Genomic DNA, 23,028 nt, shown 5'->3' with positions numbered 1-23,028 from the left:
CAACTCCACAGAGCCACCACCGTGCAAGCTCGGCATGCACAGCGGCGCACAAAACATCCAAATCAGCGGGCACTAACTGCCATTTTTTGTCACCCACCAGCATTGCGTTTGGCACAAACAAATCAACTAGGCTATAAGGCTGGGATTGTTATGGAGCCCGCAATGAACGATACCGTGTCGCTTACCGGCCTTGCCCGCCAGATGGTTCTGGCTGAATTGCTGGACGAGAAAACCGCCCAGCAGGCGCAAAGCCAAGCCCAGCGCAACAAGCTGTCACTGGTCACCTATCTCGTGCAGAACAAGCTTGTAAAAAGTCGCGTACTGGCCGAACTCGCATCCGATCAGTTTGGCGTTTCATTCGTTGACCTCAACTCAATCGATAAAGAAAGCCAGCCCAAGGATTTGATAACGGAGAAGCTCGTTCGCCAACATCGCGTACTACCGCTATGGCGACGCGGCAATAAGCTGTTTATTGCGGTATCAGACCCCACCAACCATCAAGCGGTCACTGACATTCAGTTCAGTACAGGGATGAATACCGAAGCCATCCTGGTAGAGGATGACAAGCTTGGCGAGGCGATAGAGAAATTCTTCGACTCAGCCTCAAGCGGCATGGAAGACCTGGGCGATATTGACCTTGATGGTTTGGATGTTGAAGCCGTCAATGACGACACTCAAGACAAAGGCGAGGGCAATGCCGCCGATGACGCCCCGGTGGTGCGCTTTGTAAACAAAATGCTGCTGGATGCTATTAAAGGCGGCTCGTCCGACCTGCATTTCGAACCTTATGAAAAAGCCTACCGTGTCCGCTTTCGCACAGACGGGATACTGCATGAGATCGCACGCCCGCCGATACAACTCTCTCCACGTATATCCGCACGCCTAAAGGTCATGGCTGGTTTGGATATTTCAGAAAGACGCAAACCACAGGATGGCCGCATCAAAATGCGTATATCCAAAAGCAAATCGATCGATTTTCGTGTCAGCACCTGCCCCACGCTGTGGGGCGAAAAGATCGTGATGCGGATTCTGGACTCATCAAGCGCACAGATGGGCATTGATGCGCTTGGCTACGAGGAGTCGCAGAAAGAACTCTACATGTCTGCCCTAAAGCAACCCCAAGGCATGATTCTGGTTACCGGTCCAACCGGCTCAGGCAAGACCGTATCACTCTACACAGGATTAAACATCCTAAACACCGTGGATGTGAACATTTCAACCGCCGAAGACCCTGTTGAGATCAACTTGGAAGGCATCAACCAGGTCAACGTTAACCCGAAACAGGGCATGGACTTTACTGCAGCACTGAAGTCATTTCTGCGCCAGGATCCAGACATCATCATGGTTGGCGAAATCCGTGACCTTGATACCGCCTCTATCGCCATCAAGGCTGCACAGACAGGTCACATGGTAATGTCGACGCTGCACACCAATAGCGCGGCAGAAACCCTAACCCGACTTCGCAACATGGGTGTTCCTTCATTCAACATTGCCACCTCGGTCAACCTGATCATCGCGCAGCGTCTGGCCCGCAAACTCTGCAATCATTGCAAGAAAGAGATACAGGTGCCACGGGAAACGTTGCTTGAGGAAGGCTTCCCGGAAAACAAGATTGGCACCTTCAAGATTTATGAACCTGTCGGCTGCGAAAATTGCAATGGCGGATACAAGGGGCGTGTCGGGATTTATGAAGTGGTTAAAAACACGCCGGCCCTGCAACGGATTATCATGGAGGAAGGCAACTCTATTGATATTTCCGAGCAGATGCGTAAAGACGGCTTTAATGACCTGCGTACTTCAGCGCTGCTGAAAGCCATGCAAGGCGTGACAAGCCTCGCAGAAGTGAACCGCGTGACTAAGGACTAACCGATGGCCGTTAAAGAGATAAAGACCAGCACCTTTGCGTGGGAAGGTACTGATAAAAAAGGCTCCAAGGTAAAAGGTGAGACCAGTGGTATCAACCCTGCACTGGTAAAAGCCCAGCTACGTAAGCAAGGTATCAATCCGACCAAAGTCCGAAAAAAATCTGTATCACTATTTAGCTCTGGCAAAAAAATCAAGCCCATTGATATAGCGCTTTTTGCTCGGCAGATGGCCACCATGATGAAGGCCGGCGTTCCGCTCTTGCAAGCATTCGATATCATTGCGGAGGGCTTGGATAATCCCAACATGCGTAAACTGGTAGACGATATAAAACAACATGTTGCGGCAGGTAACAGCTTTGCTGCGTCACTCAGAACCCGACCGGAATATTTCGACGATTTATTCTGCAACCTTGTGGATGCCGGCGAGCAGGCAGGGGCACTCGAGGATCTTCTTGACCGCGTTGCCACATATAAAGAAAAGACGGAAGCACTGAAAGCCAAAATAAAAAAGGCAATGAATTACCCTATAGCAGTAGTTGTAGTGGCAATTATTGTTTCCGCCATTCTATTGATAAAAGTTGTGCCTCAGTTTGAATCTGTATTTGCTAATTTTGGCGCCGAACTCCCAGCATTTACTCAATTTGTTATCGGAATATCTCAAGCACTGCAAGAATGGTGGTTCATCATCCTTGTATTAATCTTCGCAGCTCTATTCTCACTAAGCGAATTCAAAAAGCGCTCAGAGAAATTCAGGAACTGGATTGACCGCACCGCTCTTAAAGCACCGATTGTCGGCGACATCATCTACAAGTCCTCAGTCGCACGTTATGCACGCACACTGGCCACGACCTTTGCTGCTGGCGTCCCGCTCGTAGAAGCACTGGACTCCGTAGCAGGAGCAACAGGCAATATTGTCTTCAAGACAGCAGTTCAAAAAATCAAGCAGGACGTCAGCTCTGGCATGCAGCTCAACTTTTCCATGCGCACCACCGGAGCATTCCCCTCAATGGCGATACAGATGACTGCTATCGGTGAAGAATCCGGCGCACTAGATATGATGCTGGATAAGGTAGCCAGCTATTACGAAGCAGAAGTCGACAACGCAGTCGATGGACTTACGAGCCTGATGGAGCCCCTGATCATGTCTGTGCTCGGCGTATTGGTTGGTGGCCTGATCATTGCCATGTACCTGCCTATCTTCCAACTGGGTGCAGTTGTTTAATCTATGTCCGTAATCGACTTTATGGCCAGCCATGTGCTGGCCTTTGTTTTGTGCGCGATGCTTACAGGCTTGCTGGTCGGCAGTTTCCTTAATGTAGTGATCTACCGTCTGCCTATCATGATGCAACGCGATTGGCGCGAGCAGGCGCGCGAAATATTGGAGCTGCCCTCCGAGCCCCAGACCACAACCTTCAATCTGGTATTACCCAACTCCAGCTGCCCACACTGCAGCCATGAAATAAAACCTTGGGAAAACATCCCGGTTATCAGCTACCTGTTTCTGCGCGGCAAGTGCTCCAGTTGTAAATCGCCCATCAGCCTGCGCTACCCATTGGTTGAGCTGACTTGCGGCTTGCTGTCGGCTTTTATCGCCTGGCACTTCGGTTTTACCTGGCAGGCTGGCGGCATGCTGCTGTTGACCTGGGGGCTGCTGGCGATGAGCCTCATTGACGTCGACCATCAACTGCTACCGGACTCGTTGGTACTGCCGCTGCTCTGGCTTGGCTTGATTGCCAATAGCTTTGGTCTGTTTGCCAGTTTGGAAGATGCGCTCTGGGGAGCGATTGCTGGCTATTTGAGCCTATGGTTGGTGTATTGGCTGTTCAAGCTGGTTACCGGCAAAGAAGGTATGGGCTATGGCGATTTCAAGCTGCTGGCCATGCTCGGCGCCTGGGGAGGCTGGCAAGTGTTGCCGCTGACCATCCTGCTGTCATCGCTGGTGGGCGCGGTGCTGGGCACCATCATGCTGCGCATGCGCAATGCCGAATCCAGCACACCGATCCCCTTTGGCCCTTATCTGGCAATTGCCGGGTGGATTGCCTTGCTCTGGGGTGAGCAAATCACCTCCAGCTATTTGCAGATTGCAGGATTCTAATCAAACCAACGGCGACGGGAGGCGCTCTAGCGGCGAGCGGTGCAAGAGCTATCGCGACTAAAGCCCCTCCTACGAGCGGAGCCCGGATGCAATCCGGGGAATCCCCCAGGCTCACATCCCGGCTACGGTTTTCGATAGCAATCCAGCGAGCCTGTAGATACGCCCATTTCTTTCGCGTGCATGGCACGCTCCTACTGTTCGCCACCAACCAAACTGCTGCACTACAATCGCGCCTCTGGACGACCACACGAGCGCCGCACCTTGACGACAAAACCCTGGATACTGGGCCTTACCGGCGGCATCGGCAGCGGCAAGAGCGCTGCCGCGCAGCATTTTATCGACCTCGGCGTGCATGTGGTCGATGCCGATCATGCGGCACGCTGGGTGGTTGAACCCGGCAAACCTGCCCTGGCCAGAATTGTCGAGCACTTCGGCAGCGATATGCTGCAAGCAGACGGCCAGCTTGATCGCACAGCGCTGCGCAACCGGATTTTTGCCGACGCTGATGAACGACGCTGGCTGGAAGCCCTGCTGCATCCGCTGATCGGCCAGGAAATCATCCAGTACCTGGCACGCGCAGAATCACCTTATGCCATCCTGGTTTCACCGCTGCTGGTTGAGTCCGGCCAACATCGCCTGACCCAGCGCATACTGGTGGTGGATGCACCCGAGCAATTGCAGGTTGAGCGCACCATGGTTCGCGACCAGAGCTCGAATGAGCAGGTACAGGCCATTCTCAAGGCCCAGGCTAGCCGCGAAGAGCGCCTGCGCCACGCCCATGATGTGCTGCTCAACGACCGTGATCTGCACTGGTTACAGACGGAAGTGGAACGCCTGCACAGCTATTACCTGACTCTACGCGGAGGCCAAATATGAGCACCCCAACCTTGGTTGCCTGCCCAACCTGCAAGGCACCTGTTGAATGGGGCCCACAAAGCCCGAACCGCCCCTTCTGCTCCGAACGCTGCAAGCTGATTGACCTCGGCGCCTGGGCAGCGGAAGAACATGCCATTGCCGGCGACCCGCTGGAAGATGACGTGTTTTCCGGCGAGTTGCCGCCACGCCAACACTAATCATCAAGGCCGCATAAAGCTGTAGTCGCGCTCATCGTCCAGATTGTCGGCGAGAAACTGCAGCTCTGCGGCCAGATCCGCAGCACTGCGACCACTACGACTACGCTCAACCACGGCACTCAGTAGCGCCCGCAACGCCATGGCCTGATCAAAACCCTGACCATCAACGCCCTGTAAACTGCGCTCGATCTCCTGCCTGGCCCACTCATGCACACCCATTCTTCACCCTCCTGACTGTTGCCATCAGCATGACTCAGACCGACTGCAAGAGTTTGACCTGCATCAAATGAGGCGGGCGGATCACTGCAGCGAAGGCAACACCATCAGCGCGGTGCATCGTCATCCTTCCATGGTGCAGCCAGGTAGCGCGTGCGATTGAAGGTTTCCAGCCAATCCGGATAGAAAACCACAAGTGCCGTAACCAGCATGCCGTTGATAAAGGCCTCGGGGAAAATCACCAACCAGAGATAACCAATGAAATCCTCCAGCCAGGGCGGCATTGGGAACAACCCATCAATCCAGAGCAAGGTGAAGGCCGTCGCAATACATAGCAGTGTCGCCAGCGCCGCAGCGAAAAAGCCACTGCAGAAAATGTAGACGAACAGGTTGCGCGGCTGCTTTTTCTCAACCCACAGGGCGCAGGCCTCGGTGACCCACACCGGAATCACCACCAACAACACGCCATTCACCCCCAACGCAGCCCAATCTTGCCGCCCCAGCGCCAGCAACCCCAACTGCGCGACCAGTCCCGCCAGCATGGCCAGCGGCCAATCCAGCAACAGCGTCACCGCAGTCATGCCAATAAAGTGGAAGGACAGGCCAGAGTCGAAATCGCGGCGCACCAGCCACAGCAGAAACAGCGCCAGCGCCGTACCGCCCAGCAGGTGCTGGCGACGCAGATCAGTGCACAGCTCAACCCAGGGAGCACGCCAGATCGCCCAGCACAGTAGAGGCAGATAGATCAGCCATCCCAACAGCAGGCTGGTTGAAGACAGCAATTGCGCGGCAATCATGCAGAAGCACTCCACACCCGTGGGCTAATCTGGAGCAGTCTACCGCCGCACATGGCAAGCCTGAAACAACCGCCGCAGAGGGCTACCACGACGCCAAGCCGGCGCGCTAAGCTGAAGCCATGGATGACTCCGACTACCTGCGCCTGCTGACGCACCAGGCCGAACAGGCCAACGCCTTTCTCTCCAACGCCCGCAAGTGGGAGCGCGAGCGCTGGGTCTGCCAGCGCTTGCTGCAGGCTCTGAATGTCAGCCACCGCCTCGATGAGTTCAGCGCCGCCGGCCATGAACCGCCTGACGTGCTGTTCCGCGAAGCCAGCTTTGAAGTGTTCTTCGTCCTCGACGAGGGCCGGCGCCTGAATGACGAGTGGCGTGCCGAACTGGAGCGCCGGCGCAGCGCCTTCTCGCTCAGTCAGCTGGTGCGCCGCGAGGCCAAACCCAGGCGTATTGGTGCCAGCGAGTTGCAGCAACGCCTGACACCGACGCTGCGCAAGAAAGCCCGCAACTACCAAGAGCGCGGCCTCGACCTGGGCGAGTTGGATTTGCTTGCCTACGTCAACCTCAAACGCGCTGTGCCGGATTTCAACAGCCACTTCCCACCACCAACCGAGTTCCTCCGCCAGGGCTGGCGCTCGCTGTCACTGGTGGGCCCAACCTTTGCCCGCGTGCTCTTCGCCCACCCGGACGCACCGGAGTTTCTGCGCAACAATCTCGGCCGTACCGTGCTCTTTGATGTAGGAATCAGCCTGTGAGCCCATTGCATGAACTGCTCGCCGCAGTGCCGCAACAGGGTTGTGTACGCTGGATTGGCGTGCGCCCCAGCTCACGTGCCGCGATGATCGAACTGGATGCTGTCGAAGCACGCCGCGAAGCAGGGCTCACCGGCGACCATAGCCGTCCCGGCCCGCGCAATGCCCGGCAAGTCACCCTGATCCAGTGGGAACACCTGGCCGTCATCAGTGCGCTCATGGGTCGCGCTGCAGACGCGCCCATCAGCGCTATTGAGTTGCGGCGCAATATCGCCATCAGCGGCATCAACCTGTTCAGCCTCAAGGGTCGGCGCTTTCGCCTCGGCCAGGCAATACTGGAAACCACCGGCTGGTGCCAACCCTGCGCAAAACTGGAAGAGCGCCTGGGAGCGGGAACCTTTCAAGCCATGCGCGGCCACGGCGGGATCACCGCACGCGTGTTGCAAGGCGGCATTATTCGCCTGAATGACAGCCTGCGCGTTGAGCCCTTATAAGCCGGGCAGCTAGAATGCCCCTCCTCAGCCCGCAATCGCCCCCTGATTGCCCCTTTTATTCGAGGCCACCATGTCCAGTCGCCTGAACCCTGATGACCAGAAACGTGTCGAGCACTACCTGAGCGCGCCACAACATCAGGTCGAGCGGCAGCCGTTCAAGGTTTGGCGACTGCTACTGATCATCGTGATCGTGGTGATTGCCCTCGGCGTGCTGAGCCGTCTTCTGAGTCGATTGGTGCTATGAGCTGCCTGGCGCTCGCCCATACCGACTCACTGCCTTTTCTTAAAAGCCTTGTGAGCGTGTCTGATGACTCATCAAATCGTAATTGTCGGCGGTGGCGCCGGCGGACTGGAGCTTGCTACCCGCCTGGGTAGAACCCTGGGTAAGCGTGGCCAGGCGAGAATCACCCTGGTCGACGCCAACCTGACGCACATCTGGAAACCGCTGCTGCATGAAGTAGCCGCCGGCTCACTGAACTCCTCCGGTGACGAACTGAACTACGTGGCCCAAGCCAAGTGGAATCACTTCGAGTTCCAGCTGGGACGAATGAGCGGCCTCAACCGCGCGGAAAAACGCATCAGCCTGGCTGCCACCCTGGATGATCACGGCCAGGTGCTGATGCCGGCACGCGAGCTGACTTATGACAGCCTGGTGATTGCCGTGGGCAGCACCACCAATGACTTCGGCACCGCCGGAGCAGCGGAGCACTGCCTGTTCCTCGATACCCGCGAGCAAGCCGAGCGCTTCCATCGCCAGCTGCTGAGCCACTACCTGCGTGCCCACGCCAGCCAGAGCAAAGCCACCGAGCTGATCAATATTGCCATCGTCGGCGCCGGCGCCACCGGAGTCGAACTGGCCGCCGAACTGCACCATGCCGCGCACGAGCTGGCCGCCTATGGTTTGGATCGCATCAGCCCGGAAAACATGCGCATCACCCTGATCGAAGCCGGCCCACGGGTACTGCCTGCCTTGCCTGAACGCATCAGCCAGCCGGTACACCAGACTTTGGAGAAACTTGGCGTCACCGTGCTCACCGGCGCAGCCGTCAGCCAGGTCACGGCCGACGCGCTGCACACCGCGCAGGGGCAGATCATCCCGGCCAGCTTGAAAGTCTGGGCAGCCGGCATCCGCGCACCGGAGTTTCTGCAGAATCTGGATGGCCTGGAAAGCAACCGCATCAACCAGTTGCAGGTGCGCCTGACCCTGCAAACCACCCAGGATGACAACATCTTTGCTTTCGGTGACTGCGCTGCCTGCCCGCAACCGGGTAGCGAGGGCCGCAACGTGCCGCCACGCGCACAAGCGGCGCACCAACAAGCATCCCTGCTGGCCAAATCGCTGAAGTTGCGCATCGAGGGCAAGCCGCTGCCGGAATATCGTTATCGCGATTACGGCTCACTGATCTCGCTGTCGACCTTCTCCGCCGTTGGCAACCTGATGGGTAATCTGACCGGCAGCGTCATGCTCGAAGGCTGGCTGGCCCGCATGTTCTACGTGTCGCTCTATCGCATGCACCAGGTTGCCCTCTACGGCATGACGCGCACCTTGCTGATGATGCTGGGCGACCGTATCGGCCGCAGCACCGAACCTCGCCTCAAGCTGCACTGATTTGTGCGCCAGCCCTGCAGGAGCGGCCGTCGCCGCGCCTGCAGGCAGTGCCACCCGCGCGACGCCCCTGGCAGTTGCCGGAATAAATCGCAGGCAATAAAAAACCCGCTCTAGGCGGGTTTTTTACTTTCAAGCTCGCTTGAAATGGTGGGTCGTGTAGGATTCGAACCTACGACCAATTGGTTAAAAGCCAACTGCTCTACCAACTGAGCTAACGACCCTAAAATGGTCGGGGTAGGGGGATTCGAACTCCCGACATCCTGCTCCCAAAGCAGGCGCGCTACCGGACTGCGCTATACCCCGATGAAGGATTGGCTCCGCGACCTGGACTCGAACCAGGGACCCAATGATTAACAGTCATTTGCTCTACCGACTGAGCTATCGCGGAACTACTTACATCCTTTCTCAGAAGTCGCTTGGAGGTGTTAATCTCGTTTGCTGTTCTGAGGCGCGCCATTTTACGGTTCCGCGCGCACCTGTCAACCCCTTAAATTGCTTTTAGTACAATGATTTGCAGCTGTGTGAGCGGCTGCTATATCTTCACTATGTCTGTATTCATTGCAGGACGCACCAGCCGCAAGGCTCCAGCCAGGAAAGTCCATGAGTAACCAGGGCATACCGCCAACCCCACCTTCTTCAGTGCAGACCCTTGCCAACCGTGGCATTCAGCCACGCTTCGGCGAACTGGTGCAGAGCTGTCGCAAGCTGGTGATGAATCGTTTGGCTGAGCACCTGACCGGCGTCTTCGCCCAGGTCGACGACACGCTGTTCGAGTGCGCCGAAAAAGCCGAGAACAATCAGGTACAAACGCTGTTCTTCGACAACATGCGTGAGATCCGCAAACAGCGCCCACAGATAGAGCGCAGTTACCACCAGCAGATTGCGCAGAACTTCTCCGACTTCCTCGAAGGCAAGCTCAAGCCGCTGCCCAGCACCACCGAGCTGGATGCTGAGCAGATGGCACTGGTGCAGAACGAGGATTACGAAGAAAGCCTGCAAGTCACCAATATGGTCAGCCGGGTCAAAGCACGCTGCGCCCAACCCCTGTTTGCCCTGGAACAACGCCTGGCCCTGCTGAACAACGGCCAGAAACTCGGCGAAGACATCAACCCCTTCGGCCCGCAGATGATTGCCCAGGCGTTTCGTGACGCCCTGACGCCCTGCCCGTTTCCACTGCGTATAAAGGTGATCCTCTATACCCTGTTTGACACCCACGTCATGCAGAGCCTGGACAGCATCTACGCCGCGCTCAACCAGCGCCTGATCGAAGCCGGCGTACTGCCCAATCTGAAGTACAGCGCCCAACGCAACAGCCAGGCGCGCCCCAAGACTCCCGCAAGCGCCACGGCTGAGACGCCGCAAGAAACCCACAGCGGTGCTGGCAGAAACACTGTCAACCCAACGCCCACGCAGCCAGGCGCAAGCACATACAACGCCAGCAATACGGATCTGAGCGGCCCTCCGTCCAACGACCCACTGGAGTTGCTCGGCAGCCTGGCAGCCCTGCTCGGTGAACACCGCCAACGCGACCTCGACGCCCCGCTGCTTGGCGGCACACGCAGCATTGCCAGCTTCACCCCGCGTGAAGCGACCAGCACCTACAGCGCCTCAGCCCTGCTGGATGCCCTCAACCGCATGCAGCAGCAATCGGCCAATGACCTGTCACAGCGCCTGAGCCGTCCGCAGCAGGTAGAAGGCCTCAAAGCGGACCTGCAACAACAGCTGGAAGCCCACAGCGAGCAGCCTGGCCAGCAGAAAGTTTCCGATCAGGAAGCCGATGTCATTGACCTGGTGGGCATGCTGTTCGACTTTATTCTCGACGACGACAACCTGCCTGACAGCTGCAAGACCACCCTGTCGCACCTGCACACGCCTTATCTAAAGGTTGCGTTGCAGGACAAAGCGCTGTTTACCCAGCACCACCACCCAGCCCGGCGCCTGCTCAACGCCATGGCCCAGGCTGGCGTGCTGTATGGCGGTGAAGGCGATGAGCGCGGCCTGCTGGCCAAGATGCAGTGGGTGGTCGAACGGGTCATCCATGATTTCTTCGGCGACCTGCAGTTGTTTGAAGGCCTGCTGGAAGAGTTCAACGAATTCGTTGCCACCCTCAGGCATAAGGTCGAACTGCGCGAACGCCGTGCTGTGGAGGCCGCCAAAGGCCGCGACAAGCTGCTCGGCGCACGCCAGCACGCAGTTGAGGTTATCGCCAAGAGCCTGACCGATCGCCAACCGCCTACCATCATTCGCAACTTCCTTGAGCTGACCTGGGCCGACGTTCTGGTTTTCGTGTTGCTGCGCAATGGCGAACGCAGCCCGGAATGGCAACGTGCCTGTGAAGCAGCCGAGCAACTGGCCTGGAGCGGCACCCTGCTCGACGATGCCGGCCGTGAGCGCCTGCAGAAACTGCGCGTGCCGCTGCTTGAAGACCTGCGCAAAGGCCTGGAGCTGCTCGGCGGCTATCACGAGGATGGCATTCGCCGCCTGCTGCAGGACCTGGTTGCCTGCCAACACGCCGTACAGGCCAAACAGCCCCTGGTTGCAGCCAAGCTCACACCCAATCTGCCCGAAAGCCCATTGGGCGCCATGCTCGGCGAAGATGCTGCACTGGCCACCCTGGCGCCCCGCGAGTCGACCCTCTCAGCGCGCGCCCAGGCATTGATCAAGGAGCTGAGCCATATCGAGTTCGGCACCTGGTTCGAGTTCTTCAATGGCCAGCAGGTGCGCACGCTCAAGCTGTCCTGGTTCAGCCCGACAACCCGCAACTACATGTTTGTCGATCAAAGCGGCCAACGGGTGGCCATTAAACCGATCACCCAACTGGCCAGCGAAATGGAACAAGGGCTGGCGCGCATCGTCACCCCTGAACGAGGTGCACCGCTGGTGGACCGTGCCCTTACCGCCATTTATCGCGTGCTACAGCGTTTTACCGGGCGCGCGACAGAGCCTCAAGAATAAGGAAGTCGTATGGATGACGAACGTCGCCTGCATAGCCGGCATAACGCCGAGCTGCAGCTGGAGGTCTTCGATCTGCACTCGGGCCAGCGCCTGGGCCGCGTGGTGGATCTGTCTGCCGATGGCTTCATGCTGTTCAGCGACACCCCGCTGACCGCAGACGAACTGATTGAATGCCGCCTGGTCAGCGAACAGGAAATTGAGGGGGTCTGTGAGATCACCCTGGGCGCCGACTGTCTATGGAGCCGCCCAGGCGCCGACGGACAGCACTGTTGGGCGGGCTTTCACATTATCGACCTGGCCGATGACCAGGCTGCCGCGCTGGAAGTTCTGCTCAAACACTTGTAAGCCCTATATAAAAACACCCCGGCCAGCCTCGCTGAACCGGGGTGTTTTTATTTTGTCGCCTGGCTATGCCTTAGCTGAAGACAATCTCGTCGGCCTCAACCCGCCCGACAATGCTGCCGCCAGGGGCAAATTTGCCCGACAGGATCAACTGTGCCAGCGGGTTCTCGATCCAGCGCTGCACTGCACGCTTGAGCGGCCGCGCACCGTAAACCGGGTCGTAACCAACGGCAATCAGCTTGTCCAACGCTTCATCGGACAACTCCAGACTCAGCTCACGCTCAGCCAGACGCTGACGTAAACGGCTCAGCTGGATTTGCGCAATACCAGCAATCTGATCGCGGGCCAACGGCTCGAAAATCACCACCTCATCGATCCGGTTGATAAATTCCGGACGGAAGTGCGTGCTCACCGCATCCATCACCGCTGCACGTTGCGCCTCGCGATCACCGACCAGCTCCTGAATTTGCGCCGAGCCCAGGTTGGAGGTCATCACCACCACCGTATTCTTGAAGTCCACGGTGCGGCCATGGCTGTCGGTCAAGCGGCCATCTTCCAGCACCTGCAGCAGCACGTTGAACACATCCGGATGCGCCTTCTCCACCTCATCCAGCAGGATCACCGAATAGGGCTTACGGCGCACAGCCTCGGTCAGATAACCGCCTTCCTCGTAGCCGACATAGCCCGGCGGCGCGCCGATCAGCCGCGCCACGGAGTGTTTCTCCATAAACTCGGACATATCGATACGCACCAGCGCCTCTTCGGTGTCGAAGAGGAATTCGGCCAGCGCCTTGCACAGCTCGGTCTTGCCGACGCCGGTTGGGCCGAGAAAGAGGAACGAGCCGCTCGGCCGGTTCGGGTCGGACAACCCGGCGCGGGAACGCCGCACCGCATTGGCCACGGCCACTACGGCCTCATCCTGACCGATCACCCGCTGATGCAGCAGGCCTTCCATTTTCAACAGCTTGTCGCGCTCGCCCTCGAGCATCTTGCTCACCGGGATGCCGGTCCACTTCGACACCACTTCGGCGATTTCTTCCTCGGTGACCTTGCTACGCAGCAACTGGTTCTCACTCTTGCCGTGCTGATCGACCATCTGCAAGCTGCGCTCCAGATCGGGAATAATCCCGTACTGCAACTCAGCCATACGATTGAGATCACCCTTGCGCCGTGCCGCTTCCAGCTCCTGTCGAGCTTGCTCGATCTTCTGCTGGATCTGCGCGGAGCCTTGCACTTCGGCCTTTTCCGATTTCCAGATATCTTCCAGATCGGCGTACTCACGCTCCAGCCGTGCAATGTCTTCGTTGAGCTTGGCCAAACGCTTGATCGCCGCCTCGTCGTCCTCCTTCTTCAGCGCCTGGGCTTCGACCTTGAGTTGAATCAGGCGACGCTCCAAACGATCCAGCACTTCAGGTTTGGAGTCGATCTCCATACGAATGCGACTGGCCGCCTCGTCGATCAGGTCGATGGCCTTGTCCGGCAGCTGCCGGTCGGTGATATAGCGGTGCGACAGCTTGGCCGCGGCGATGATTGCGCCGTCGGTGATAGCCACCTTGTGGTGCACCTCATAGCGCTCTTTGAGGCCGCGCAGAATGGCGATGGTGTCTTCTTCACTCGGCTCATCCACCAGCACCTTCTGGAAGCGCCGCTCCAGCGCCGCATCCTTCTCGATGTACTGGCGATACTCATTGAGCGTGGTCGCGCCCACGCAGTGCAGCTCACCGCGCGCCAGGGATGGCTTGAGCATATTGCCGGCATCCATCGAGCCTTCGCCTTTGCCGGCGCCGACCATGGTGTGCAACTCGTCAATAAACAGAATGATCCGCCCTTCCTGCTTGCTCAGTTCGTTGAGTACCGCCTTCAGGCGCTCCTCGAACTCACCACGGAACTTGGCCCCGGCGATCAGTGCGCCCATATCCAGCGACAGCAAGCGCTTGTCCTTCAAGCCATCCGGCACTTCGCCGTTGACGATGCGCTGCGCCAGGCCTTCGGCAATCGCCGTCTTGCCCACGCCAGGTTCACCGATCAGTACCGGGTTGTTCTTGGTGCGGCGCTGCAAGACTTGAATGGTGCGGCGAATCTCGTCGTCACGACCAATCACCGGGTCGAGCTTGCCTTCCTCGGCGCGCTTGGTCAGGTCGACGGTGTATTTATCCAGGGCCTGGCGGTTTTCCTCGACATTCGGGTCGTTAACCGCATCACCGCCGCGCAGATTAGCGATGGCATTTTCCAGGGCCTTGCGGCTGACCCCCTGGCCGAGCAGCAGCTTGCCCAGCTTGGTGTTTTCATCCATGGCCGCCAGCAGCACCAGCTCGCTGGAAATGAACTGGTCGCCCTTCTGTTGCGACAGGCGGTCAGCCTGGTTGAGCAGGCGCGCCAGATCCTGCGACAGGTTGACGTCGCCGGATGGATTCTGGATTTTGCCCAACTGGTCGAGCTCTTTGCCCAGGGCCAGACGCAGGCTGTTGACGTCAAAACCGACCTGCATCAGCAGCGGTTTGATCGAGCCACCCTGCTGCTCAAGCAACGCCTGCATCAGGTGCAGCGGCTCGATGGCCGCGTGATCCAGCCCCACAGCCAGAGATTGCGCATCAGAGAGCGCGAGTTGCAACTTGCTGGTTAAACGATCAATACGCATAAACAATCAACCCTCGTGGTGATGGCAGGCCGGCGCACTGAATCGCACCCAAAACAGAAAAGCCTGCGGATGAAGAGTAGATGAGGTCGATTGTGCGGGTTTCAAGCCGTGCGACGTTGACCTGAGTCAGCTGCCGCAGATGCGGCAGGCCAGAATCAGTTGACCAGCCAGATCAGGCTAGCGAAACGCCCGGTCTGTGCGGCCCGGCGGTAGGAGAAGAAGCGTGGGTCATTGACCGTGCAGAAATCACCGCCATACACCGCATCAACACCACGCGCGGCCAGGCGTATACGTGCAAGCTGATAGATATCGGCGAGGAACTTGCCCGGGTTGCCAGTCGGCACAAAGGCCGCTGTGGCCTGTGCGTGCTGGGTGACAAAGGCTTCACGCACTTCACCGCCCACCTCGAAGGCCTGTGGTCCGATTGCCGGCCCCAACCAGACCAACACCTGCTCAGCCGGTACGCCCAGCTTATCCAGCGTGGCTTCCAGTACGCCGTTAGCCAAGCCACGCCAACCAGCGTGTGCGGCGGCAACACGGGTGCCGGCGCGGTCACAGAACAGCACTGGCAAACAGTCGGCAGTCATCACGGTGCAGGCGATGCCTGGCTTGTTAGTCCAACTGGCATCGGCTTCGAGCACCTGCACAGGGTCGGCCTCAACCACGCCCACGCCATGCACCTGCTGCAACCAAGCCGGTTTGCAACCAAGCAGGCTGACCAGGCGCTGCCGGTTCTTCTGCACCGCTGGCGGCTGATCACCGACATGCTCGCCCAGGTTGCAACTGTCATAAGGCGCCAGACTCACACCACCCGCGCGCGTGGTCACACAGGTCTTTACCCTTGCTGGGGCAGGCCATTGCGGTGTCAGCCAGTCGTGCATCCCGTCACCCAATCTGGTTAACCAATAAACGCCTCGCGGTCCTGGCGCAGCAGCGTCAGCAACCAGACAAAGTCATCCGGCAATGGCGACTGCCATTTCATCCGTTCGCCAGTAAGCGGGTGATCCAACTCGAGAAACCGCGCATGCAAGGCCTGACGCGGGAATTCCTTGAGGGTCTGCACCATGCTCGGATTGGCCGCCGGCGGAATGCGGAAACGCCCGCCATAGACTGGGTCACCTACCAACGGATAACCGATATGACTCATGTGCACACGAATCTGGTGAGTACGCCCGGTTTCCAGCTTGACCCGCGTATGGGTGTGCGAGCGGAAGCGCTCAAGCACGCGGTAATGACTGACGGCCGGCTTGCCGCCATCACTCACCGCCATACGCTGGCGCTGCGAGGAGCTGCGGCCGATCGGCGCGTTGATCTTGCCGCCGGAGGTGATCACGCCAATCACGATGCATTCGTAGATACGGCTGACCGTGCGCTTTTGCAGCTGATCGACCAGGCGGGTCTGCGCCTCGATGGTCTTGGCCACCACCATCAAACCGGTGGTGTCCTTGTCCAGGCGATGGACGATGCCGGCGCGCGGCACATTGATGATATCCGGCACGTGGTGCAGCAAGGCGTTGAGCAGCGTGCCATCGGCATGCCCGGCAGCCGGGTGCACAACCAGACCAGCCGGTTTGTCGATCACCAGAATCTGCTCGTCTTCGTAGACGATGTTTAGCGCGATGTCCTGGGCGATCCATTCGCCCTGGGCTTCCTGCTCGGCGTTCAACGCCAGCAATGCACCACCGTGGACGATGTCGCGCGGGCGCAACACCGCACCGTCAACCGTCAGCAGCCCCTCTTTAATCCAGGCAGACAGACGCGAACGCGAGTGCTCGGCAAACAGGAGTGCGGCGACTTGATCGAGGCGTTGACCGCCCATTTCATAGGGCACCTCGGCGTTCAGTTCAATGATCTGCTTATTAATAGAGGACATGCTCGGCAACAGAGGGGGTCTAGCCTTTGGTTTCGGCTACACGCTTGTGGTTAAATACGGCGTCTTTGCCCCAGGGGTACCGGGGGCGCTCATCATAACAGGACGGCTTTGCTCAAGACAGCCGCCGTCACAGGGACGCAAGCCGCCATGCAAGTGAAACACCTGCTGCTGATCGCAATCCTCGCCCTCACTGCCGCCTGTTCGTCGAAGCAGGTGGTTGACGAAAACCTGAGCGAGACCGAACTCTACCAGCAGGCACAAGCCGACCTGGACAATAATAGCTACACCGCTGCCGTGGCCAAGCTCAAGGCCCTGGAATCGCGCTATCCATTCGGCCGCTATGCCGAACAGGCGCAGCTGGAGCTGATCTACGCCTACTACAAGAACGTTGAGCCGGAAGCGGCCAAATCCGCCGCCGACCGTTTTATCCGCCTGCATCCGCAGCACGCCAACGTTGACTACGCCTACTACCTCAAAGGCTTGGCCTCGTTTGACCAGGACCGCGGCCTGATTGCTCGCTTCGTACCTCTGGACATGACCAAGCGCGACCCAGGCGCCGCACGCGACTCCTACAACGAGTTCGCCCAGCTCACCAGCCGCTTCCCCACCAGCCGTTATGCCCCGGATGCCAAGCAGCGCATGATCTACCTGCGCAACCTGCTGGCGGCCTATGAAATCCACGTGGCGCACTACTACCTGACCCGCAACGCCTACGTGGCTGCCGCCAACCGCGGTCGTTACGTGGTGGAAAACTTCCAGGAAACCCCGGCCGTTGGCGACGGCCTGGCCGTGATGACCGAAGCCTACCAGCGCCTGACTCTGGACGACTTGGCAGCCACCAGCCTGGAAACCCTCAAGCTCAACTACCCAGATCACGCAAGCCTGGTCGACGGCCAGTTCGTCCCGCGCGAAGCAGAAGCCAACAGCCGCTCCTGGCTAGCCAAGGCGACCCTGGGTCTTATCGAAACCGACACACCGCTGCCGCCGGGCGAAACCCGCGCCAGCCAGGACGTGATTCGTCAGTACGAAGACGCAGAAGAGCAGATCCCGGATGAACTCAAAGCCGGCGCAACCGAAGAGCAGCCAAGCCGCTCCTGGTTCAGCTACCTGACCTTTGGCCTGTTCGACTAAGCCAAGGCGCATCAATAAAAAGGGAGGCCAGGCGCCTCCCTTTTTATTAGCCGCAGCATCGCGGCACAAAACCTGAGAAGCCCTCACAAAACGACGCCGAGCAGACTACTCCAATGCTGGGCGCACATAGACGGGTTAGCTAAACTGCCCGCTTACCGACAAGAAGAGAGCACCATGGGCCTGTTCCGCTTGCTGTTCTGGATTGCCATCATCGCCGGCGCATTCTGGCTATGGCGACGCATTAGCCGATCGACAGCCGCGCGCCCTGACGCACAGAATGCCCCCACACAAGCAGCACCGATGGTGCGTTGCCAACACTGCGGCGTTCACGTCCCCCGCGACCGCGCGCTGACTACCGGCGAACAATGGTTCTGCAGCCAGGCCCACCTTGAGCAAGGCTCTCATCATAATGAGCACTGACTTCGCCCTGAGCGGAGAACAAAGCTGGCGCATCCTGCGGCTCTACCACCTCTACAGGCTGGTAATCGGCCTGACCCTGGTGCTGTTGGTATCCAGCGATCTGGATACCGAACTGCTGGAAATGGCGCATCCAACGCTGTTTCGCAATGGCAGCTGGCTGTACCTCGCACTCAACGTTCTGATCATCGCCACCGTGCGCCGCCCGAAGCGTCTGGCGCAGATATTCAGCCTGGCGCTGGTCGACGTAATCCTGCTCTCCGGGCTGTTCTATGCCGCCGGCGGCACCCCCAGCGGCATCGGCAACCTGCTGATCGTGGCCGTGGCCATCGCCAACATTCTGCTGCGTGGCCGGATCGGCCTACTGATCGCCGCCATTGCAGCCATCGGCATGATCTACCTGACCTTCTACCTCAGCCTTAGCCGCCCGACTGCAGCCAGCCAGTATGTACAGGTCGGGGCATTTGGCGCGCTGTGCTTTGCCGCCGCCTTGTTTGTACAAGGCCTGACCCGCCGCCTGCAAGCCAGCGAAAGCCTGGCCGAACAACGCGCCGCCGACGTGGCCAACCTGGAGGCGCTGAACGCCCTGATCCTGCAACGCATGCGCACTGGCATCCTAGTATTGGACGAAGTACACCGCGTACTACTGGCCAATCAAGGTGCCAACCATCTACTGGGACATGCCGAGCTGACCGGCAAGATTCTTGATCCGCACTGCCCCGAACTGATCAAACGCATGCAGCAATGGCTGCACAACCCCAGCCTGCGCCCCGCCAGCCTACAGGCCGCACCCGACGGCCGTGTGCTACAGCCCAGTTTCATCGCTCTACAGCGCGGCACACAGAAACACACGCTGATATTTCTCGACGACATCTCACAAATCGCCCAGCAGGCCCAACAACTCAAGCTGGCTTCACTGGGCCGCCTGACGGCCGGCATTGCCCACGAAATCCGCAATCCACTGGGCGCGATCAGCCACGCCGCACAGTTGCTACAGGAGTCAGAAGAACTGGAAGGCCCCGACCTACGCCTGGCACAAATCATTCAGGATCACTCGCGCCGGATGAACCTGGTGATCGAGAACGTTCTGCAACTGTCACGACGGCGCCAGGCCGAGCCGCAATTGCTGGATCTGAAATACTGGCTGCACCGCTTTGCCAGCGAATTCCGCAACAGCGCAGCCCCCAACCAGACCCTGCACCTGGAAACCAGCAGCGGCAGCATCCAGACCCGCATGGACCCGCACCAGCTCACCCAGGTGCTGAGCAACCTGGTGGAGAATGGCTTGCGCTACAGCGCGCAGAAACACAAGCAAGGGCAGGTCTGGCTGAAGCTGTTTCGCGATCCGGACAGCGAATTGCCAGTGCTCGAAGTGCTCGACGACGGCCCGGGGGTTGCCGAGGAGCAACTGCACCACCTGTTCGAACCCTTCTACACCACGGAAAACAAAGGCACCGGGCTGGGTTTGTATATTTCCCGTGAACTGTGCGAAAGCAACCAGGCACGCCTCGACTATAAACTGCGTGAAGGTGGCGGCAGCTGCCTGCGTATCACCTTCGCCCACCCGCGCAAACTGAGCTGACCATGACCCGCCAGAGAGCCCTGATCGTCGACGACGAACCCGATATTCGCGAACTGCTGGAAATCACCCTAGGGCGCATGAAGCTCGACACCCGCAGTGCGCGCAATGTCAAAGAGGCGCGTGAATGGCTGGCCAAGGAACCGTTCGACCTGTGCCTGACTGACATGCGCCTGCCCGACGGCACCGGCCTTGAACTGGTACAGCATATTCTGCAACGCCACCCGCAAGTGCCGGTGGCGATGATCACCGCTTACGGCAGCCTGGACACCGCGATCAATGCCCTCAAGGCTGGTGCGTTTGACTTCCTGACCAAACCGGTGGACCTCGGCCGCCTGCGTGAGCTGGTCGCCGCTGCATTACGTCTGCGCAGTGCCGATGGCGAAGAACTGCCTGTGGACAGCCGTCTGCTTGGCGACTCACCACCGATGAAGGCGATGCGCAAGCAGATCCTCAAACTGGCCCGCAGCCAGGCCCCGGTCTACATTTGCGGCGAATCCGGCAGCGGCAAAGAGCTGGTCGCCCGCCTAATTCACGAGCAGGGCTCACGCGGCGAACAGCCCTTTATCCCGGTCAACTGCGGCGCAATCCCCACAGAGCTGATGGAAAGCGAGTTCTTCGGCCACAAGAAAGGCAGCTTTACTGGCGCCATTGAGGATAAACAAGGGCTGTTCCAAGCGGCCAACGGCGGCACGCTGTTCCTTGATGAAGTTGCTGACCTGCCACTGCCGATGCAGGTCAAACTGCTGCGCGCGATCCAGGAAAAAGCCGTGCGGGCTGTCGGCGGACAACAGGAGCAGATCGTCGATGTGCGCATCCTCTGCGCCACCCACAAGGATCTCGCCGGCGAAGTCGCGGCCGGACGCTTCCGCCAGGACCTGTATTACCGCCTCAATGTGATTGAGCTGCGCGTACCTGCCTTGCGCGAACGCCGCGAAGACATCGCCCTGCTGGCCGACATCATGCTCAAACGCCTGGCCGACGGCACTGGTTTAAGCCCGGCCAAGCTGGATGACGACGCTCTGGAAAAGCTCAAGAGCTACCGTTTTCCGGGCAACGTGCGCGAACTGGAAAACATGCTTGAGCGCGCTTACACCCTGTGCGAAGACGACCGCATCACCGCCAGCGACCTGCGCCTGGCCGACAGCATGCCGCTCAGCGAGAACGGCGAAGCCAATCTTGCGCAGATCGATAATCTGGAAGACTACCTCGAAACCATCGAACGCAAGCTGATCATGCAAGCCCTGGAAGAAACCCGCTGGAACCGCACCGCCGCCGCCCAGCGCCTGGGCCTCAGCTTCCGCTCAATGCGCTATCGACTGAAGAAACTTGGCATCGACTAACACTGAACCTGCGAGGCACTTTAGCCGCGAAGTGCCATGCCAACGTCGCTACCTTAAACGGCCAAGCCTAACCGCCCAGCAGGCGCATAAGGCGTCGGATCGACAATGGGCTCTCGCCCCAACATCAGGTCTGTGAGCAACTGGCAGGACGCTGGCGCCAACACCAGACCATTGCGGTAATGGCCGCAGTTCAGCCATAAGCCTTCATGACCGGGCAATGGTCCAATAAAAGGAATGCCCTCTGGCGACCCCGGGCGCAAGCCAGCCCAATGCCCAACCACCTCAGCATCCGCCAGCGCCGGCAAGAGCTCGACTGCAGACGCTTTCAGACTGGCCAACGCCTCGTCGGTCGGCGTTTTATCGAAACCTGCGTGCTCAAGCGTGCTGCCAATCAGGATATGACCGTCACGCCGCGGAATTGCATAACGCCCCTTGGCCAACACCATCGCTGGCAGGAAGTCCTCGGCACACTTGTACAGAATCATCTGCCCCTTGACCGGCACCACCGGTAACTCGATACCAAGGGTTTTCATCAGCTCACCACTCCAGGCGCCCGCCGCCAGCACCACCTGATCAGCATGCATATCGCCCAGTGCCGTGCGCACCCCCGTGACACGGCCACCCTCACGGATAAAGCCACTGACCGCACAATGCTCATGCAGCGTGACATTAGGCATCTGCTCTAGTGCTGCACGCAGCGCCTTGACCAGCCGCGGGTTGCGCACATTGGCCACATCCGCCATCTGCACCGCCCGCCCGAAGCCCTCCGCTAGCGCAGGCACCGCGCGCTGCACAGCGGACATATCCACAGAACGCAACGGCCGCCCTTCACGTAACGCCCAGGCCAACGCGTCCGCTTCGTCGTCCAGATCCAGCCAGTACAACCCCGTGACATGCACCTCAGGATCAATCTGCGTCTGCGCCAGCAACTGCTCGGCCAGCCGCGGATAGAAATCCTGCGACCAATGCGCCAATGCAGTCACCGCGGAACTGTAACGCCAGGGGTAAAGCGGTGAGACGATACCGCCACCGGCCCAGGAGGACTCCTCGCCAGCCTGAAATCGATCAAGCAAAGCAACATTTACATTGTGTCGAGCAAGTAGATAAGCACCAAGCATACCCACTACACCACCGCCCACTGATAAAACTCGCATCACACTGACACCCCATCGGGAGGAAAACTTACACAGCAACACTGGATTGGCGACAGGCGTAATGCCTGTACATACGCAAACTCAATTACACGGAGCAATAGAGGGTTCAGGATGAACATCAAAGCGATAAAAGGCTTTACTCTGCACGAAATACTAATCACCACAGCAATTATCTCTGCACTCGCTTGGTGCATTGGCGCGCTGGGCCAAGTAGCAGCGAAACAACGCCTGCAAACGACCCACAGCGAACTTGCCACGCTTATCACCATGGCCCGCTGGCAGGCCATGAGCAATACCAACAGAGTGACGCTCTGCCCCCTGCAGGAGCATGGCCGGTGCCAACTACCCTGGTCCGGAACCCTTACCAACTTTCTCGACAGCAACGGCAATCGCACGCTCGATCCAGGCGAGGAAATCATTGCCCGCATGACACTGCCTAGTCACACAACCCTAACCTGGCGCGGCATGGCCCCAACGCACTCGTTGCACTTCAGCGGCAACGGCCTGACTTTTGTTAGTAACGGCACATTCACCCTGTGCCATCGAAATATCAACGAAACCCGACGCATAATCCTTAACAAACAAGGGCGCCTCAAAAGCGAACGCTTAAATAGCACGTGCCCGCACTGACCACTCAAGCAGCAAATGCCGCCAGCTATCACCCTTGTATTGAATGGACGCATCGCAGCAGCCAGGATTAG

22 protein-coding genes and 3 tRNA genes are annotated in these 23,028 nt (G+C 58.9%); 16 read left to right on the top strand and 9 right to left on the bottom strand.

Annotation, left to right across the window (positions count from 1 at the left end):
* Positions 1-162 precede the first annotated feature (162 nt).
* From pilB to yacG, 5 genes are all read left to right on the top strand, one after another.
* The gene (gene pilB, locus ACSQ17_RS14255) at positions 163-1,866 is read left to right on the top strand and encodes a type IV-A pilus assembly ATPase PilB (protein ID WP_436069341.1); all 1,704 of its coding nucleotides are present in this window, start codon (positions 163-165) and stop codon (positions 1,864-1,866) included.
* A 3-nt stretch (positions 1,867-1,869) separates the two neighbouring features.
* A complete protein-coding gene (locus ACSQ17_RS14250) occupies positions 1,870-3,087 on the top strand; it encodes a type II secretion system F family protein (protein WP_436069340.1) in 1,218 nt (405 codons plus the stop codon).
* A 3-nt stretch (positions 3,088-3,090) separates the two neighbouring features.
* Complete coding sequence (locus tag ACSQ17_RS14245; protein ID WP_436069339.1) at positions 3,091-3,960, top strand: prepilin peptidase; 870 nt, start codon at positions 3,091-3,093, stop codon at positions 3,958-3,960.
* Between the two features lie 261 nt (positions 3,961-4,221).
* Entirely contained in the window at positions 4,222-4,836 is a 615-nt protein-coding gene (coaE, locus tag ACSQ17_RS14240; protein WP_436069338.1) for a dephospho-CoA kinase, read from the top strand.
* Positions 4,833-5,033: a DNA gyrase inhibitor YacG gene (gene yacG, locus ACSQ17_RS14235; protein ID WP_233683678.1), complete on the top strand. Its 201-nt coding sequence runs from the start codon at positions 4,833-4,835 to the stop codon at positions 5,031-5,033. The genes coaE and yacG overlap by 4 nt, the downstream gene beginning before the upstream one ends.
* 3 nt (positions 5,034-5,036) lie before the next feature.
* On the opposite strand, the gene ACSQ17_RS14230 is transcribed toward yacG, so the two are convergent.
* Together ACSQ17_RS14230 and ACSQ17_RS14225 are read right to left on the bottom strand one after the other, a co-directional pair.
* Complete coding sequence (locus ACSQ17_RS14230) at positions 5,037-5,252, bottom strand: hypothetical protein (RefSeq protein WP_436069337.1); 216 nt, start codon at positions 5,250-5,252, stop codon at positions 5,037-5,039.
* Between the two features lie 104 nt (positions 5,253-5,356).
* Positions 5,357-6,046, bottom strand: a complete 690-nt coding sequence (locus tag ACSQ17_RS14225; protein WP_436069336.1) for an energy-coupling factor ABC transporter permease — start codon at positions 6,044-6,046, stop codon at positions 5,357-5,359.
* 119 nt (positions 6,047-6,165) lie between these two features.
* Between ACSQ17_RS14225 and ACSQ17_RS14220 the strand changes: the two genes are divergently transcribed.
* The 4 genes from ACSQ17_RS14220 to ACSQ17_RS14205 all read left to right on the top strand — a co-directional run bounded on the left by ACSQ17_RS14220 (position 6,166) and on the right by ACSQ17_RS14205 (position 8,895).
* Entirely contained in the window at positions 6,166-6,795 is a 630-nt protein-coding gene (locus ACSQ17_RS14220) for a DUF1780 domain-containing protein (RefSeq protein WP_436069335.1), read from the top strand.
* Positions 6,792-7,286 (top strand): MOSC domain-containing protein, encoded by a 495-nt coding sequence (locus ACSQ17_RS14215; RefSeq protein WP_436069334.1) that lies wholly within the window; start codon positions 6,792-6,794, stop codon positions 7,284-7,286. The genes ACSQ17_RS14220 and ACSQ17_RS14215 overlap by 4 nt, the downstream gene beginning before the upstream one ends.
* 70 nt (positions 7,287-7,356) lie before the next feature.
* Positions 7,357-7,530, top strand: coding sequence for a DUF3094 domain-containing protein (locus ACSQ17_RS14210; protein WP_257777033.1), 174 nt, complete (start codon positions 7,357-7,359; stop codon positions 7,528-7,530).
* A 63-nt stretch (positions 7,531-7,593) separates the two neighbouring features.
* Positions 7,594-8,895 carry an NAD(P)/FAD-dependent oxidoreductase gene (locus ACSQ17_RS14205; RefSeq protein WP_436069333.1) on the top strand — a complete coding sequence of 434 codons (1,302 nt, stop codon included), beginning with the start codon at positions 7,594-7,596 and terminating at the stop codon, positions 8,893-8,895.
* Positions 8,896-9,040: 145 nt separating this feature from the next.
* On the opposite strand, the gene ACSQ17_RS14200 is transcribed toward ACSQ17_RS14205, so the two are convergent.
* The 3 genes from ACSQ17_RS14200 to ACSQ17_RS14190 all read right to left on the bottom strand — a co-directional run bounded on the left by ACSQ17_RS14200 (position 9,041) and on the right by ACSQ17_RS14190 (position 9,283).
* A tRNA-Lys gene (locus tag ACSQ17_RS14200) sits at positions 9,041-9,116 on the bottom strand.
* A 5-nt stretch (positions 9,117-9,121) separates the two neighbouring features.
* A tRNA-Pro gene (locus ACSQ17_RS14195) sits at positions 9,122-9,198 on the bottom strand.
* A 9-nt stretch (positions 9,199-9,207) separates the two neighbouring features.
* Positions 9,208-9,283 (bottom strand) — tRNA-Asn (locus tag ACSQ17_RS14190).
* Positions 9,284-9,495: 212 nt separating this feature from the next.
* On the opposite strand from ACSQ17_RS14190, the gene ACSQ17_RS14185 reads away from it, so the two are divergent.
* Entirely contained in the window at positions 9,496-11,850 is a 2,355-nt protein-coding gene (locus ACSQ17_RS14185) for a DUF1631 domain-containing protein (RefSeq protein WP_436069332.1), read from the top strand.
* 9 nt (positions 11,851-11,859) lie between these two features.
* Positions 11,860-12,195: a PilZ domain-containing protein gene (locus ACSQ17_RS14180; RefSeq protein ID WP_233683670.1), complete on the top strand. Its 336-nt coding sequence runs from the start codon at positions 11,860-11,862 to the stop codon at positions 12,193-12,195.
* A gap of 70 nt (positions 12,196-12,265) precedes the next feature.
* Here ACSQ17_RS14180 and clpB read toward each other — a convergent pair whose 3' ends face one another.
* From clpB to rluD, 3 genes are all read right to left on the bottom strand, one after another.
* The gene (gene clpB, locus ACSQ17_RS14175; protein ID WP_436069331.1) at positions 12,266-14,830 is read right to left on the bottom strand and encodes an ATP-dependent chaperone ClpB; all 2,565 of its coding nucleotides are present in this window, start codon (positions 14,828-14,830) and stop codon (positions 12,266-12,268) included.
* Positions 14,831-14,985: 155 nt separating this feature from the next.
* Complete coding sequence (gene pgeF, locus ACSQ17_RS14170) at positions 14,986-15,711, bottom strand: peptidoglycan editing factor PgeF (protein ID WP_436069330.1); 726 nt, start codon at positions 15,709-15,711, stop codon at positions 14,986-14,988.
* A 17-nt stretch (positions 15,712-15,728) separates the two neighbouring features.
* Entirely contained in the window at positions 15,729-16,703 is a 975-nt protein-coding gene (rluD, locus tag ACSQ17_RS14165; protein WP_436069329.1) for a 23S rRNA pseudouridine(1911/1915/1917) synthase RluD, read from the bottom strand.
* Positions 16,704-16,850: 147 nt separating this feature from the next.
* On the opposite strand from rluD, the gene ACSQ17_RS14160 reads away from it, so the two are divergent.
* From ACSQ17_RS14160 to ACSQ17_RS14145, 4 genes are all read left to right on the top strand, one after another.
* Positions 16,851-17,834 (top strand): outer membrane protein assembly factor BamD, encoded by a 984-nt coding sequence (locus tag ACSQ17_RS14160; protein ID WP_436069328.1) that lies wholly within the window; start codon positions 16,851-16,853, stop codon positions 17,832-17,834.
* A gap of 174 nt (positions 17,835-18,008) precedes the next feature.
* A complete protein-coding gene (locus ACSQ17_RS14155) occupies positions 18,009-18,254 on the top strand; it encodes a PP0621 family protein (protein ID WP_436069327.1) in 246 nt (81 codons plus the stop codon).
* On the top strand, positions 18,244-19,833 hold the full coding sequence (locus ACSQ17_RS14150) for a sensor histidine kinase (RefSeq protein ID WP_436069326.1): 1,590 nt from the start codon (positions 18,244-18,246) through the stop codon (positions 19,831-19,833). Before ACSQ17_RS14155 ends, ACSQ17_RS14150 begins: the two co-directional genes overlap by 11 nt.
* A gap of 2 nt (positions 19,834-19,835) precedes the next feature.
* Complete coding sequence (locus tag ACSQ17_RS14145) at positions 19,836-21,173, top strand: sigma-54-dependent transcriptional regulator (protein ID WP_436069325.1); 1,338 nt, start codon at positions 19,836-19,838, stop codon at positions 21,171-21,173.
* A gap of 53 nt (positions 21,174-21,226) precedes the next feature.
* Here ACSQ17_RS14145 and thiO read toward each other — a convergent pair whose 3' ends face one another.
* Positions 21,227-22,327: a glycine oxidase ThiO gene (thiO, locus tag ACSQ17_RS14140; protein ID WP_436069324.1), complete on the bottom strand. Its 1,101-nt coding sequence runs from the start codon at positions 22,325-22,327 to the stop codon at positions 21,227-21,229.
* A gap of 111 nt (positions 22,328-22,438) precedes the next feature.
* Between thiO and ACSQ17_RS14135 the strand changes: the two genes are divergently transcribed.
* Positions 22,439-22,957 (top strand): GspH/FimT family pseudopilin, encoded by a 519-nt coding sequence (locus tag ACSQ17_RS14135; protein ID WP_436069323.1) that lies wholly within the window; start codon positions 22,439-22,441, stop codon positions 22,955-22,957.
* The last annotated feature ends 71 nt before the right edge of the window (positions 22,958-23,028 follow it).

Origin of the sequence: Pseudomonas sp. LjRoot71, from assembly GCF_964253255.1 — a bacterium.
GTDB lineage: Bacteria > Pseudomonadota > Gammaproteobacteria > Pseudomonadales > Pseudomonadaceae > Aquipseudomonas.
This window is presented reverse-complemented; position numbering and strand designations above follow the sequence as displayed.